Origin of the sequence: Bowmanella denitrificans (assembly GCF_002887595.1) — a bacterium.
In the GTDB taxonomy this organism is placed as follows: Bacteria; Pseudomonadota; Gammaproteobacteria; order Enterobacterales; family Alteromonadaceae; genus Bowmanella; species Bowmanella denitrificans.
In genome coordinates this window covers 104,727-120,240 of record NZ_PEBU01000002.1, presented here as the reverse complement: position 1 = coordinate 120,240, position 15,514 = coordinate 104,727, and the positions used below count along the sequence as shown (strand labels likewise).

The 15,514-nt window shown below is 51.5% G+C and carries 11 protein-coding genes; 2 read left to right on the top strand and 9 right to left on the bottom strand.

What is annotated here, in order from left to right; genetic code table 11:
- Positions 1-72: 72 nt before the first annotated feature.
- The 6 genes from CSR04_RS04070 to carA all read right to left on the bottom strand — a co-directional run bounded on the left by CSR04_RS04070 (position 73) and on the right by carA (position 7,394).
- Positions 73-816, bottom strand: coding sequence for a hypothetical protein (locus tag CSR04_RS04070; protein WP_102794982.1), 744 nt, complete (start codon positions 814-816; stop codon positions 73-75).
- Between the two features lie 66 nt (positions 817-882).
- On the bottom strand, positions 883-1,536 hold the full coding sequence (tmpT, locus tag CSR04_RS04065; RefSeq protein WP_102794981.1) for a thiopurine S-methyltransferase: 654 nt from the start codon (positions 1,534-1,536) through the stop codon (positions 883-885).
- A gap of 144 nt (positions 1,537-1,680) precedes the next feature.
- Positions 1,681-2,457: a substrate-binding periplasmic protein gene (locus CSR04_RS04060; RefSeq protein WP_172449228.1), complete on the bottom strand. Its 777-nt coding sequence runs from the start codon at positions 2,455-2,457 to the stop codon at positions 1,681-1,683.
- A gap of 94 nt (positions 2,458-2,551) precedes the next feature.
- Complete coding sequence (greA, locus tag CSR04_RS04055) at positions 2,552-3,028, bottom strand: transcription elongation factor GreA (RefSeq protein ID WP_102794979.1); 477 nt, start codon at positions 3,026-3,028, stop codon at positions 2,552-2,554.
- Positions 3,028-6,249: a carbamoyl-phosphate synthase large subunit gene (carB, locus tag CSR04_RS04050; RefSeq protein ID WP_102794978.1), complete on the bottom strand. Its 3,222-nt coding sequence runs from the start codon at positions 6,247-6,249 to the stop codon at positions 3,028-3,030. The genes greA and carB overlap by 1 nt, the downstream gene beginning before the upstream one ends.
- Positions 6,250-6,260: 11 nt before the next feature.
- Positions 6,261-7,394 (bottom strand): glutamine-hydrolyzing carbamoyl-phosphate synthase small subunit, encoded by a 1,134-nt coding sequence (gene carA, locus CSR04_RS04045; protein WP_102794977.1) that lies wholly within the window; start codon positions 7,392-7,394, stop codon positions 6,261-6,263.
- A 641-nt stretch (positions 7,395-8,035) separates the two neighbouring features.
- Here carA and CSR04_RS04040 point away from each other — a divergent pair.
- Both CSR04_RS04040 and pulA read left to right on the top strand, forming a co-directional pair.
- Positions 8,036-8,707: a hypothetical protein gene (locus CSR04_RS04040; RefSeq protein ID WP_102794976.1), complete on the top strand. Its 672-nt coding sequence runs from the start codon at positions 8,036-8,038 to the stop codon at positions 8,705-8,707.
- Positions 8,707-12,753 (top strand): pullulanase-type alpha-1,6-glucosidase, encoded by a 4,047-nt coding sequence (pulA, locus tag CSR04_RS04035; protein WP_102794975.1) that lies wholly within the window; start codon positions 8,707-8,709, stop codon positions 12,751-12,753. The genes CSR04_RS04040 and pulA overlap by 1 nt, the downstream gene beginning before the upstream one ends.
- A gap of 46 nt (positions 12,754-12,799) precedes the next feature.
- Here pulA and dapB read toward each other — a convergent pair whose 3' ends face one another.
- From dapB to CSR04_RS04020, 3 genes are all read right to left on the bottom strand, one after another.
- Positions 12,800-13,606, bottom strand: a complete 807-nt coding sequence (dapB, locus tag CSR04_RS04030; protein ID WP_102795480.1) for a 4-hydroxy-tetrahydrodipicolinate reductase — start codon at positions 13,604-13,606, stop codon at positions 12,800-12,802.
- 103 nt (positions 13,607-13,709) lie between these two features.
- Entirely contained in the window at positions 13,710-14,423 is a 714-nt protein-coding gene (locus CSR04_RS04025; RefSeq protein WP_172449227.1) for a substrate-binding periplasmic protein, read from the bottom strand.
- Between the two features lie 52 nt (positions 14,424-14,475).
- Positions 14,476-15,255 (bottom strand): carboxylesterase family protein, encoded by a 780-nt coding sequence (locus tag CSR04_RS04020; protein WP_102794973.1) that lies wholly within the window; start codon positions 15,253-15,255, stop codon positions 14,476-14,478.
- Positions 15,256-15,514 lie beyond the last annotated feature (259 nt).

Here is a 15,514-nt window from a genome sequence, read left to right as displayed (position 1 = left end):
GCTTTGCACTTAAAACATGGTCCTGCCACTTCCCATTAATCTGTAGATAACGTTTAGCCAATCCTTCCACTTCTAATCTACCAACCACTTTCCGGCTTTTTCGTAGCGGATACTGTGTCGTTGCAAAGCACTGAAATCGCGCAGATATAAGCCGTCTACCTGGCCATTCAACGGGCGCTTAACAGCATATATGTCGCCGCTTTGCAGCCATTGGCTGAGTTGGTTGAAACTGACCATTATTCGTACAGCAGATTCCTGACTTTTATCGTTGTAGGGCCATTGGCGCAACTGACGCTGTGGGGAAGCCGCATAGTTATAGAAAATATTGCCAACGCGCAAGACTACGACCTGGCCATCCACTTCTTCAATCCTGGCCATACCAAAGGGATACTGGTACAGATCCCAGTTAAGCCGGGCACTGTGACGTATCAGCGGCTGAGCATTGTCATCCAGTAACCGACTAAAATCCATAAAATAGAGATCGCCCGCGGCCGGTGAAGACACTATTTGCTGGTATTGTTGTTGTGTTTGATACAGATGCAGGGTGTAGCACATCAATGCCAGCATAATCAGCCATAACCCTGTAAAGCGGCTGCCGAGATAGTATTTAAGGTATCTTGCCGGCAGTTGTCGCTGCTCATGCCAACTAACGGACCTAGGCGCCACAGCATGGGAAACCGACAGCAACATTAATGGCAGACTAAACAGCTCAAATGCCAGGTAACGTACTTTTGTCCAGTTGCCCTGAGTTAATTGTTTGCCATCGGCTTCTGCAGGATGCTCGATCCAAAGGGTCACTACTTTCGTAAAAAACATAAATTCAGCCTCCTTGCCTGTCGGAATAAAACAGGTCCTTTGTTGTCAGTGATAATCATCCTGACGCTATTGAGTGCCCAGCTGTTTTGGCAGTAACAGCCATATTTGCTCGTCAGCCGGACACTTGCCTTTTAATCCATCTTTAATGGGTTTGGATTCAAGTAAGCTTATCGCAAACTTCTCGGCGTACAAGCCCCTGATTTCCTCCTCCACCACCGAAAAAGGTGGCCCTGCTAACCTCTCCTGTTGGTAATCAAAGCTAATCAGCAATTGCGGTGCACACCCCGTCAGCGCCATCAGGTGCTGACTATACAGACGACGGGTTGAGGGTGGCAATGCCACCAATGCAGCCCTGTCGTATATCGCATCGATAGGCCCCAGAGCCTGAGAATGGAGTGCAAAAATATCGCCAACAAAGATATCCAGGTTGTCAGCACTAAACTTCTTAACCTGGCCAAGCTCGGTGATCTGTGGTCTGACACCCAGCTCAGCAAAAAGCTGCTCCACAGCACTTTGCACCCATTCTGCCCCGGTCACGCGAAAACCCTGGTTTAACAGCCAGGCGATATCCAGGCTCTTACCGCATAAGGGTAAAAACAAAATGTCACCGGGCACCAGTTTCAAGCTGGCGAGGTGCCTGACCAGCTTTGGATGCGGCTCTGGCAAATGAAATCCCAGCTCCTGCTTTTGCCATTTATCCTGCCAAAAATTCGCTTCCATTTCTTCACTCCCGCTCAAAGTCTGTAAAAGTCTGATTATCTTAAATGGCTGGCTTTGCCATGACGATCTGGCAAGCCATTTCCTATATCAGGAAATGGCTTGGCAAAAAACGGCTTCAAGATATTGGTGGTTAAAGTAGCCTAGTTAGTGCCAGTCTTGCACACCATAACGCTGTAAAATACTGACCAAATCTCCGGTTTTTCGTAATTGTTGCATCCCCTCATCAAACTCGGCCATTAACTGTGCTGAAAGCTGCTCAAAGGCTGGCGAAAAAGCCAGATAAAGGTATTGAAACTTAATACAGCCTAAGTTTTTTAACTGTGCATCAAACAGTTGTGGGTAGCGCTGTTGATAATAGGCATAGACATTGACGTCCATCCAGAATGCATCGGCTCGACCTAATTTCACCATATTCACCACCCTCTCCATGTAGCGACTATCAATTGAGAAATCGTCAAACAGTTCCTCATACTGGCTACTCCCTAAGGCAGCCCGATAAGCTGATTCATTTGCCCATCCCTTAAATACGATGGTACGCCTGTTGAGAAAGGAATAGATATCACCAGCCACCCAATTATCGGAAGCAAGACCGATAAAACAATCACTCTGTACCGCTATTTCACGCTCGGGAAACCACAATTCCGGGGTCTCGTCTTTACCAGCTGACAGTACACCATGCAACTCCCCTTTAGCCACGTCGGCCACCGCGCGCGCCCAGGGCAAAGCATAAAACTCCACGGTGTAGCCAAATTGTTCGACAAAAATACTTCGCGCAATATCAGTAGTAAATCCCTGATTTTCTTCATTTGGACACATATGCGGACAAGCTTCGGTATAGCCGAATTTGAGGACTGGCTTTTCGTTTTCGGCTGTGACCGTAAAGGCCAGCCCGATAATGAGGTACAGAAAGGGCGATTTCATGCTCCTTGAATGTAGCACAGAACATAAAGACGCCGCATGATTAAAATAAAAAAGGGCCATCAGGCCCTTTTCTCATCATCAGTTACCTACCAAATTACAGGTATTCAACTTCGATAATTTCATACTCCACAACCCCTGCCGGCGTCTGGATATTCACAACATCATCCTGGCTTTTACCAATCAGGCCGCGGGCAATGGGCGAATTCACCGAGATCAGGTTATTTTTAATATCCGCTTCATCATCGCCCACGATGCGATAGGTAATTTCGCTGTCGGTATCCAGATTTAAAAGGGTTACCGTTGCACCGAAAATCACCTTACCGTTGTTAGGCATCTTGGTGACATCAATAATCTGCGCCACCGATAACTTGGCTTCAATATCCTGAATACGGCCTTCGCAAAAGCCCTGCTGCTCACGGGCAGCATGGTACTCGGCATTCTCTTTGAGATCGCCGTGTTCACGGGCTTCGGCTATGGCCTGGATAATCTGCGGCCGTTTTACCGACTTCAGATGATTCAGCTCTTCACGCAATTGTTGTGCGCCCTTGGCTGTCATGGGTATCTGTTGCATTAACGACTTACTCTCTCGTGTAATTCCTGTACTGAGCTTACCCTGGCCCGATCATCGGCTTCCTGGGCATGCATGGTAGCAAACGCTGCATTCATAGTGGTGGTATACGCCACTTTATTCAAGAGTGCTTCGCGACGAATGTACACAGAATCGTTAATTGCCTGACGCCCTTCGGTGGTATTGATGATATAGCAGTACTCACCATTCTTAATGGCATCCACAATATTCGGACGCCCTTCCGACAGTTTGTTCACCACCGCACAATCCAATCCCGCCTCGGTAATCACCTGTGCAGTGCCTTTGGTGGCTTCCAGCTTAAAGCCTTTGGCCAGCATGGCTTTAGCCAATTCAACCAGACGGCGTTTATCGTTTTCACGCACCGACAGCAGCGCCTTACCACGTTTAGGTAAGGGTGCACTGGCACCCAGATTAGCCTTGGCATAGGCCTCTTCGAAGCTATCCCCTACGCCCATGACTTCACCGGTAGAACGCATTTCAGGGCCAAGCAGTGGATCCACACCCTGGAATTTGGCAAAGGGGATCACCACTTCCTTAACCGAATAATAAGGTGGGATAATTTCTTCCGTGACACCTTGCTGCACCAGAGTCTGCCCAACCATAGCCCGGGCGGCAACTTTGGCCAGTGCCACACCGGTGGCTTTAGACACAAAAGGCACGGTACGGGCGGCACGTGGGTTAACCTCAATCAGGTAGACTTCACCGTCTTTTACCGCAAACTGAGTGTTCATCAGACCTACCACACCCAGTTCCAGGGCCATGGCCTTCACCTGCTCACGCATTTTGTCCTGAATGGCATTATCCAGGCTGTAAGGCGGTAGTGAACAGGCAGAGTCACCTGAGTGCACCCCGGCTTGCTCAATGTGCTCCATAATGCCGCCGATCACCACATTCTCGCCGTCGCAAATGGCATCGATATCCACTTCGATGGCGTCATCCAGGAAACGGTCCAGCAGCACGGGGGAATCATTGGACACTTTCACCGCTTCATTCAGATAGCGTTTCAGATCCTTAATGTCGTAGACAATTTCCATGGCGCGGCCACCCAGTACATAGGAAGGACGAACCACCAGTGGGAAGCCGATACGCTCGGCCTGCTCTAGGGCCTGCTCAACATTGCTGACCGTGGCATTGGCCGGTTGTTTCAGGTTCAGCTTATGCACCATCTGCAGGAAACGTTCACGGTCTTCTGCACGGTCAATGGCATCCGGGCTGGTGCCGATAATGGGCACACCATTTGCTTCCAGGGCGCGAGCCAGTTTTAATGGTGTTTGGCCACCATACTGCACGATCACACCTTTGGGTTTCTCAACCCGCACGATTTCCAGTACATCTTCCAGCGTCACGGGTTCAAAGTACAAACGGTCTGAGGTGTCGTAGTCGGTGGAAACGGTTTCCGGGTTACAGTTAACCATAATGGTTTCATAACCGTCTTCACGCATGGCCAGCGCCGCGTGTACGCAGCAATAGTCAAATTCGATACCCTGACCGATACGGTTCGGGCCACCGCCCAATACCATAATCTTGTCACGGTCAGATGGATTGGCTTCACACTCTTCATCGTAACTGGAGTACATGTATGCAGTGCTGGTGGCAAATTCTGCTGCGCAGGTATCCACTCGCTTGTATACCGGCACAACGCCTTGCTTATGGCGATTGCCGCGCACATCAGCTTCCGCCACATTGGTCAGCGCGGCCAGGCGTGCATCAGAGAAGCCTTTACGCTTAAGCTTGCGCATAAAATCAGCATCAATACCGGATAAACCACGTTCGGTCACATCGATTTCCAGTTGCACCAACTCTTCAATTTGCACCAGGAACCAGGGGTCGATATTGGTCAGGGCAAAGATTTCGTCTACCGTCATGCCAATTCGCATTGCATCGGCAATATAGAACAAACGCTCAGCACCGGCTTCACGCAGCTCGCGAACGATCTTGGTTTTGGCTTCGGGGTCCTGAATATCCACCACAGGATCAAAGCCATGGAAACCAATTTCCAAACCGCGAATGGCCTTTTGCAAGGATTCCTGCTGGTTACGACCAATGGCCATCACCTCGCCAACCGACTTCATCTGGGTGGTCAGGCGGTCATTGGCGCCAGGGAATTTTTCGAAGTTAAAACGTGGGATCTTGGTCACAACATAGTCGATAGCCGGTTCAAACGATGCCGGGGTTAAACCACCGGTAATGTCGTTGGCCAGCTCATCCAAGGTATAACCAATCGCCAGCTTGGCCGCCACCTTAGCGATGGGGAAGCCGGTCGCTTTGGAGGCCAGCGCAGATGAACGGGACACCCTGGGGTTCATCTCGATAATCACCATGCGGCCGGTTTGTGGGTCTACACCGAACTGTACGTTAGAACCACCTGTTTCCACACCGATTTCACGCAGAACCGCCATGGCGGCATTACGCATAATCTGGAATTCTTTGTCGGTCAGGGTCTGCGCTGGTGCCACCGTGATAGAGTCACCGGTGTGAATCCCCATAGGATCGAAGTTTTCAATGGTACACACGATAATGCAGTTATCGTTTTTATCCCGCACCACTTCCATTTCGTATTCTTTCCAACCGATCAGCGATTCATCAATCAGCAGTTCGTTGGTGGGTGACAAATCCAGTCCGCGGCGACAAATTTCTTCAAACTCGTCAATGTTGTAAGCAATCCCGCCACCGGTGCCGCCCATGGTGAAAGACGGACGGATAATACAAGGGAAGCCGATACGCGACAGCACATCGTGGGCTTGTTCCATGGTGTGGGCAATTTCCGCGCGAGGACATTCCAGACCGATGCTCTTCATGGCCTGGTCAAAACGCTCACGGTCTTCGGCCTTGTCAATGGCATCGGCAGTGGCACCAATCATCTCCACACCAAACTCGGCCAGTACGCCATGCTTATCCAGCTCCAACGCACAGTTCAGGGCAGTCTGGCCCCCCATGGTTGGCAGAATTGCATCGGGGCGTTCTTTTTCGATGATTTTTTTCACCACTTCCCAGTGAATCGGCTCGATATAGGTGGCATCGGCCATTTCCGGGTCAGTCATGATGGTAGCCGGGTTGGAATTCACCAGAATCACCCGGAAACCTTCCTCACGCAGGGCCTTACAGGCCTGGGCGCCGGAATAGTCAAATTCACAGGCCTGACCAATAACAATAGGGCCGGCACCGAGAATCAAAATACTTTGTAGGTCGTTACGTTTTGGCATGCTTCCCCCTATTACTTCTTGCTGGCCGCAATCAATTCGATGAAATGGTCAAACAGCGGTGCGGCATCGTGCGGCCCTGGACTCGCTTCCGGGTGCCCCTGGAAACTGAAGGCCGGTTTATCGGTACGATGAATGCCCTGGATGGTCTTGTCGAACAGGGAAATATGCGTCACTTGCAGATTATCTGTCAGGCTGTCTTCGTCCACCGCAAAACCATGATTCTGGCTGGTGATCATCACGCGATTGTTGGGAATGTCTTTCACCGGGTGGTTAGCACCGTGATGGCCATGTTTCATCTTCATGGTCTTGGCACCACTGGCCAGCGCCAACAACTGGTGGCCAAGGCAGATACCGAATACCGGAATATTTTTCGCCAGAATGGTTTGAATCGCCTCAATAGCATAAGTACAAGGCTCTGGGTCACCAGGGCCGTTAGACAGGAACACGCCATCAGGATTCATGGCCAGTACCTCTTCGGCACTGGTTTGAGCTGGCACCACAGTCAATTTGCAACCGCGGTCGACCAACATACGCAGAATGTTGAGCTTGGCACCAAAATCATAGGCCACCACGTGAAAAGGCAGATCTTCACGATTTTCATCGTGGCCCTTGCCTAAGCGCCATGAACCGTGATTCCACACAAAGGCCTCATCAGTGGACACCACTTTGGCCAGATCCATGCCTTTCAACCCAGGAAATGCCTTGGCGGCCGCTAATGCTTTGGCTTCATCCAGGTTGTCACCAGCGACGATACAACCGTTCTGTGCACCGGTTGAACGTAGCACGCGGGTCAGACGACGGGTGTCGATGTCTGCGATACCAAGAATGTTATGTTGTTTGAGATAATCAGAAAGGCTTTGCTGGTTGCGGAAATTACTGGCGATCAGGGGGAGGTCTCGGATAATCAGGCCTTTTGCCCAAATTCGGTTGGACTCCTGGTCCTCATCATTGGTGCCGGTATTACCAATGTGGGGGTATGTGAGGGTCACTATCTGTTCGGCATAGGACGGGTCGGTGAGGATCTCCTGATATCCTGTCATGGCGGTATTAAACACCACCTCTCCTACAGCAATACCTTCGGCTCCGATGGCGGTCCCTTTGAAAACTGTGCCGTCTTCAAGGACCAAAAGGGCGGATTTAGTCAAGTCAACCTCCTATTCGCTATCCATACCCATTTACTGAGCGATATGGATCTTTTGGCAACCTAAAAAAAACGGGCGTAAATTGTTAATTTACATCCCGTTTACTTGTTTTGCTGGCTCTGCAAGCCGGTTTCTCCCGGTAAATAGCAAAATTTTGGCAAATTCGTAGTAGTCTACATTAACTTGACAAATCCGTCCATTCTGAATTGGAAATTTTATATAAATAGACCTTTAACCTCAAAAATAAGGCAAAACACACAAAAGCATAAGTATCCTTCATACAGTCCTTGTTCTAAGCGCGCATGCAGCCTTGTATGGCGCTCCTAATCCAGGTCGACGCCGCTCATCAGCGCCCCAACTGTATAATTCTCTGACAGCCCAAGCCTGTCCGTTGGCATGCTGACAGGGCCGCTTTCCTACCCGCCTGGAAATCGGCAGCAGTGTTCTTGCCATACACCAGCCCATCAAGGCAAAAAAACTACTAGCCGTCTATTCTCACCAAGCCATTTGTTAAAAAATCCGACAGCCTGACAACTGCATACGTATTCAGCGGATTTACCAGCCTGAAGCCCTTGCCTGACGAGTTTTCATTCATCTAATGTCAGGCAGTTGTAAATATTCCGTTAACACTTCTGGAGAAACCAGTGAAACCTTATTTATCTCTGCTGTTGCCTTTCTACCTGTTCTGCGCCGGGTCAGCCCAGGCGGCCATGATTTCTAACGGCGATTTCCAAAGCTGCACCCTCAGCGGTTGGAGTCTGGATACGGATGGCAGCGGCGACCCCGGTCCGACCGGTGACTTTGCCATAGACAATAACGCCGGCGACTGCCGCGCGGTGTTAAGCGTAGATGACGGTCAAAGTGCCAGCGCGTTTTTTGCCAACACCTTGTATCAGGAATTGGATCTGAGCATGGCCGCCGGTCAGTCTCTGTGGCTAAGTTTCGACTGGGCGTTTTTCGGCACCGATGGCGATCCGCAAATAGGCGATTTCTTCAATATTGCTCTAAATGACGGGTTGGGCAATCTGTATGGGGCTGATGGACAACTTGGTGCTCTGTTGCAGTCTGCTATGAACGGGCTGAGCAGCTATGGCTCGGGCACATTCTCTGTGCAACTCGACAGCAGCTTTTATAATCAATCGGGCTGGTTCCTGGACTTTAGTCTGCAGGAAGGGCTGGCCATAGGGGATGGTTTATTTTCCAGTTTAGCCATTGATAATGTCCGCCTGGATGCTGTTTCTACCCAAGTGCCAGAGCCGCCCCTGCCCGCTTTATTATTGCTGGGCCTGCTGTTGATGCGCAGGAGAACCATCTGATGACACGTTATCTGTTAGGCCTACTGCTATGCGTCTTGTGCCTGCCAGCGTCCGCCGACTGGCAGGATCAGCAGGAAGTGACTTTTGACTATGCCTCACGACCGGTATTTGACCGTGTCAATCAACAATATCGCAGCCTGGTCACTCTGACCCACCATGGCAGTACCCCCCTGTCGGGTACGATGCGCGTGATGGTGGATGCCAGCAGCCACAGCATCCTGAATGCCGATGGCGAACTGGACGGTAAACCTTATCTCCTGCTGGATACCAACACGCTGACCCAGGGACAATCGCTGCAATTTAATTTGATGCTGAGTCTGGAGCGCATCCCCCTGTCTTTATCACTGCGTTTGCAATCGCAAAGCAGCACATCTGACACCGGCCTGGTGCTGGCTGAAAACCAAATTGCCTTGTTCTACCAGCGCGAGGATCAGGACTACAGCGGTTGGGGTCTGCATTTGTGGCAAGGCGAAGGCTGTGGCAACTATGCTTCGCCAACCAGCGACAGCCCGCATTTTGCCAACTGGGCCAATCCCTATCCGGCAGATGGCGTGCATGCCCAATACGGTGCCTACTACATTCTGAGCATTGAACCTGGTGCCGCTTGCTACAACTTTATTATTCACAAGGGCGATGCTAAAGCACTGGGACCGGACAACAGCCGTTTTGTGCCCGGGCAGGGACAACAAGGTTTCACTTTTGATGGTTACCCGGAAATCTGGTACCAACCTATTACCACGCGTCCTTTATTTCTGGACGGTGCGCGAGCGCATTGGCTGGCTACCGACACACTCCTTTGGCAAACCGGCCAGGCCGATGAGTACCGCCTTTATCATAGCGCGTCAGCGGGCCTGTCTCCCCTTGATTTAAATACCCTGCAAAACACCAGTTTTGTGGCATTGCTGCCACAGCAAGCTGACGACGGTTTTTATCAGCGCGATCCTCAACTGCAAGGTTTCAGCGGCTTTAATTTGAGCTTAACCGACGACGATGCCAAGCAACTGGCCCGCGCTCAACTTATTGCCGTGGCACTGGACAGTGACGGCAATCTGTTAGACGCCACCCGGGTGCAGTCAGCAAGGCTGTTGGACTATCTTTACACCAGAGCAAATGACGATGCCGATGAGACGGTACTGGGGGTCCAATATCTGGGTGAACAGATCCGCGTCTCGGTCTGGGCGCCCACCGCCACAAGCTTGTCTATCGCACTGTATGACAAGCAAAAGAACCCCATCGCCAGCCACCCAATGCAGCGTGACAATGACACTGGCATCTGGACGTTTACAGGCCCAAAAGCTGAATTAGACAGGCAATTCTACCGGTTCCAGCTGGATGTTTATCACCCACTCACCGAACAGTTTGAAACTCTGAGTACCACAGACCCTTATTCGCTGAGTTTGTCTACCAATGGGCGTTTCAGCCAGTTGGTTAATCTGGATGATGCTGACCTTAAACCTGCCGGTTGGGACAACCATCCGGTACCTACTGTTGCTGCGCCGGAAGACAGTATTATCTATGAAACCCATATTCGTGATTTCAGTATCTGGGATGAAACGGTCAGCAGCGCCAACCGCGGTAAGTACCTGGCCTTTACCGAAGCCGGTAGTCAGTCGGTACAGCATATTCGGGCACTGCAACAGGCGGGTCTTACCCATATTCACCTGTTACCGGCCAATGATATTGCTTCTGTCGAAGAAGATACCAGCAAACGGGTCGAGCTGACCGATACCGTAGCGCGCCTGTGTCAGTTCAACGCCGCGGCGCCGGTGTGTGGCGTGGAAAATCCCAGCACCACCATACAACAAGTGCTGGAAGGCTATACCCCAGGTACAGCAGACGCCCAGGCATTGGTTGAATCTATGCGCAGTCTGGACGGATTTAACTGGGGTTACGACCCACAGCATTTCGCCGCGCCAGAGGGCAGCTATGCCACCGATCCGGATGGTGAAGCGCGAATTGTGGAAATGCGTGCCATGAATCTGGCCTTGCATGAGATGGGGCTGCGCATAGTACTGGATGTGGTGTACAACCATACGGCTTCTTCAGGCCTGTACGACAATTCGGTGCTGGACAAGCTGGTCCCTGGCTATTACCAGCGTCTTAATGAGGTCAGTGGCCGTATCGAGAACTCCACCTGTTGCGAAAACACCGCAACGGAAATGCGTATGATGAGCAAGCTGATGGACGACTCTTTGGTAATATTCGCCCAGCAGTTTGGCTTTGACGGCTTTCGCTTTGATCTGATGGGCCATATTCCCCGTGAAGCAGTATTGGCGGCCAGAGAAGCCGTCAGGGCAGTAGATCCAGACACCTATTTCTATGGCGAAGGCTGGAACTTCGGCGAGGTGGTGAATAACCGGCGCTTTGAACAGGCTTCTCAGTTAGCCATGGCGGGCACCGAGGTCGGCACCTTCTCTGACAGACAGCGTGAAGCGCTGCGCAGCGGTGCCCTGTTCAGCGCCGGTGGCAGTTTGCACGAGCAGGATACCACCCGCATCGGTCTGGCAGGGAATATCGGCAGCTTTGAATTTGTGGCTGCCAGCGGTAACTACCTGTCTGCCTATGACTATCAGTGGAACGGCCAACCCGCGGGCTATGCACAAGACCCGGCTGACACGGTCAACTATGTATCCAAGCACGACAATGAAACATTGTGGGACAAGCTGCAACTAGTTCTGCCTTCGGATCTTGATGCTGCCGAGCGAGTACGTATTCAGAATCAGGCCCTGAGTTATCCATTGCTGAGTCAGGGAATTCCATTCCTGCATCTGGGCTCAGATTTGCTGCGCTCAAAATCCATGGATCGCAATACCTATGATTCAGGCGACTGGTTTAACCGTGTCGATTTCAGTATGAGCACAAATAACTGGAATGTGGGTCTGCCCCGCGCAGCCGACAATCAGAATAACTGGCAGGCCATCGGTGCCGCCAGCGCTAACCCCAACAGTCAGGTTGGCCCATCTGACATCGCCTTCAGCGCAGTCATATTCAGAGAATTTGTGCAGATTCGCGCCGGCAGTCCACTGCTGAGACTGCGCCAGGTAGAGCAAGTCCGTCAGCGTCTTAAATTCCATAACACCGGTGCTGAACAGGTGCAGGGACTTATTGCAATGAGTCTGGATGACGGTCTGGGTTTAACAGACCTGGATCCGACCCTGGATGCCTTGTTGGTTGTTTTTAACAGCAGCGCTGTCACGCAAAGCATCCGGATTAACAATGCCAGTGGCTTTGTACTGCATCCGGTGCAGCAACATTCGCTGGATAGTCGCTTACAGCAGGTCAGTATCAGTGACAACCTGTTCACTGTGCCGCCTCGTACCTCTGCGGTATTTGTTAAACCGCAAAACGGCGAGCAGGGCTACGGCTTAAGTGCCCTACCCCCTTATGGTGAGAAGGTTATCTTTCTGCGCGGCGGTCTGAACGGCTGGGATACCTCCATGCCTTTTCACTATCAGGGTAACGACAGATATACCCTGGATGTGCAACTGCAGCCAGGCACCTTTGAGTTTAAAATTGCCGATGCAGATTTTGCCAGCGCCAATCTGGGCGGCGGTTTCCAAGTCGCGATTGGACAGGCACAAACGATTTACCAGCAAGGAAATAATCTGAGTCTCGACATTATTCAGGCCGGTGAGTATCGCTTTGCACTGGATGCCAGTAATAGTGCCAGCCCGAGCCTGACCGTTATCCCTGACGATCCTTCTGCCATTCCCCCTCCCTATGGCAGTCATACGCTTTATCTGCGTGGCAGTCTGAATGGTTGGGGCACCACTATGCCGTTGCCATTTGCTGGTAACGGACGCTATCGGGCGATACTGACTCTGCCAGCCGGCAATCATGCTTTTAAGATTGCCGATGCTGACTGGGGCGGTACGGGAGGTGCCAACCTGGGTGGCAACAGCACTGTGACACCGGGTGATACAGTGAATCTGGTACCAGGCAGCAACGACAACCTGACCTTATCTCTGTCTGAAGGTGGTGAGTATCAGGTGACAGTGGATGCCAGCAATCTGGCCAGTCCTGTCCTGACAGTTGAGCTTCCGTAAACTGTTAATTCGCCATAAAAAACGGGGCTTACCAGCCCCGTTTTTGTTAGCTCTGCAGGCCTAGCACCTGCTGCATATCGTATAATCCTTCGGGCTTGTCTTTAAGCCAGATTGCCGCTCTGACCGCGCCGTTAGCGAAGGTCAGACGACTGCTGGCCTTATGCGTCAGCTCAAGCCGTTCACCAATATCGGCAAACAAGGCGGTATGCTCGCCTACCACGTCGCCGGCGCGAATGGTGGCAAAACCGATCTGCTGCTGTGGCCTGGCGCCGGTATGCCCTTGCCTGCCGTACACCGCACATTGGTCAAGATCACGACCTAATGCATCGGCAATTGCCTCACCCATGGCAACGGCCGTGCCGGATGGCGCATCCACTTTATGCCGGTGGTGGGCTTCCCAGATCTCAATATCGCAACTCTCGCCCATTACCCTGGCGGTTTGCCTCAGTAAATTAAGCAGCAGGTTCACCCCAACGCTGTAATTGGCGGCAAAAACCACCGGAATCTTGGTGGCGGCCTGTTGCAGCAAAGCTTTTTGTGCCGCATTCAGCCCCGTTGTCCCCACGACCACGGGCTTACCGTGCGCAATACACCAATTTAAATTGCTTTCCAGCGCTTCTGGCAAGGTGAAATCAATCATCACCTCGACGCTATCGGCTTGCTCATCGGGACGGTCACTGACCGTCAGACCTTGCCGACCAATGCCGGCCAGTTCCCCCACATCCATACCCAGCCAATCTGAACCGCTACGCACTAACGCCGCCGTTAACTGTGCTTGGTCATTGTGCTGCAGCGCCTCAATCAGTACTCTGCCCATCCGTCCATTGGCACCAAAGATCCCGACATTTATCATCTTGTTATCCAATTCACCTGTTTGGCTGGCATTGTGCCTGAATTCCCAGCCATCGTCAGCCATCTAAACGGCTAGTTAAACAGAAACAATATATCAACCCTTGCTATGGTCTGGGTTTTGCCATAATGCGGTTCCATGCTTCACTGCCCTTTAGGGTCTGCAGCCCTTGATTAAACACACTGACCAGTTGCGGATCCCAGGCTGCTGCAGGATAGGCTTGCTTGTCGAACAGCGAATGGATGCGTATCTTGCCTTTGCCCAGGCGTTTTTGGGCAAAATACTTCAACACCAGCTTGTCGCCGATAACCAAATCCACTTTATGGTTGGTCAGCAGTTCAAACTGCCGCTGTCTGTCAACTATTTCCAGATAGGCATCCGGGTTCAAGGCATCCACAAAGCCCTTTCCCAATACGTCAGCCGCTTTTTGATAAGCGACGATACGCATATCGGCCAGGTCCTCAAGCACCAGATTATTTAAACCTGCGGTGTCCAGACTGACGGCCACATCTTCAATTTCCATATAGGCTAAAGTTCGATGCGCGCCGGGAATATCAAAGGCCACCGGGCTGACAAAATCCAGCTCTTTGTGTCTGAACTTCTGCAGCATGCGTTCATGGGAAAACAGCTCGACCCGCAGTTCATAGCCGGCCTGGGAAAAAATCTGCTTAACCACGTCATAGTCAATCCCTACAACTTGCCCGCTTGCATCCGCGTAGGCCCAAGGCGCGGCATAATGCAGACCCACATCAATGATGTTATCCTCTGCCAGCCCCTTGCCTGCGATACAACAAAAACACAGCATCAAGCCTAGCCGCATAGAACTGCTCCTTATCAGTGAAAATGGCGTGTTTCTCACCACCTGCTTTGTGTTACGGCAATTGATGGGAAAACAACCAGGGCAGCAGCGTTGGCTCGGCAAAAGTCGCCGTCCAACTGTCATGTCCCACGCCGGGATACAGGGTTAATTTGGCCTGACCATCCGCAGCGACTATGGCACTGTGCATCTGACGTGATAACTCAGGGTCCACGACCTGATCTTCCTCACCATGGAACAGCCACACTGGCATGCCCTTGCGATAATGTGTCGCCATTTGTTCTTTCCCCCCACCACAGATAGCAATCGCAGCAGCAAACATATCAGGACGATGATAAAGCATCTCCAGTGTGCCCATGCCCCCCATGGATAAACCACCGATGTACACACGCCTGTCATCCACATAAGGTTTGGCAACCAGTTCATCCATCAATGCCAGGGTTAATGCCATCACCTGTGTGGGGACAGGTGCCGCAGAGAACTGCAGTTGAACAGGTTGAGTGTCGCGGTTAACTGACACATTTGCCCAATATTGGTCTTTGGGTACCTGAGGGAATACCACAATGGCGGGATAGTCGTCCCGGACTGCGTTGTCGGCAAAGAGTGCCCCCCCATGTGTCAGTTGCAGGGTATTGTCACTGCCACGCTCACCGGCGCCATGTAAAAACAGGACCAGCGGGTAACGTTTGTGCTTGTCAAAGCCTTGCGGGTAAAGAATGCGGTATTGCAGCGTCTGTTCGCCTTGTTTGTAGATCATGCTTTGGTACAGGCTATTGTTATCGGCATATGCAAAAACGCTGATCAATAACAGGATCCACCCGCTTAGTGCTTTCATGTCATTCTCTTTGTGGTGTTGTTATGCCATTCAAGCATGTTGCTATGGATAAAAAAAGTCCGGCATATCAGAGCGTGTTGACCTTTTGAGTATAGAATTTGTCCAAATCCAGTCTCTTCTTGTCACGAGGTCGGGCTGCAGGACTAGTGAACCAAAGTCAGAGCCCGGCAACACCGAACAGGAGAGGCTGGGTTGAACCCTTCGGGCAGCGCTTGTGGGCCCTTTCTACGGCGTTATTACTCACTCATGTAGAATCACT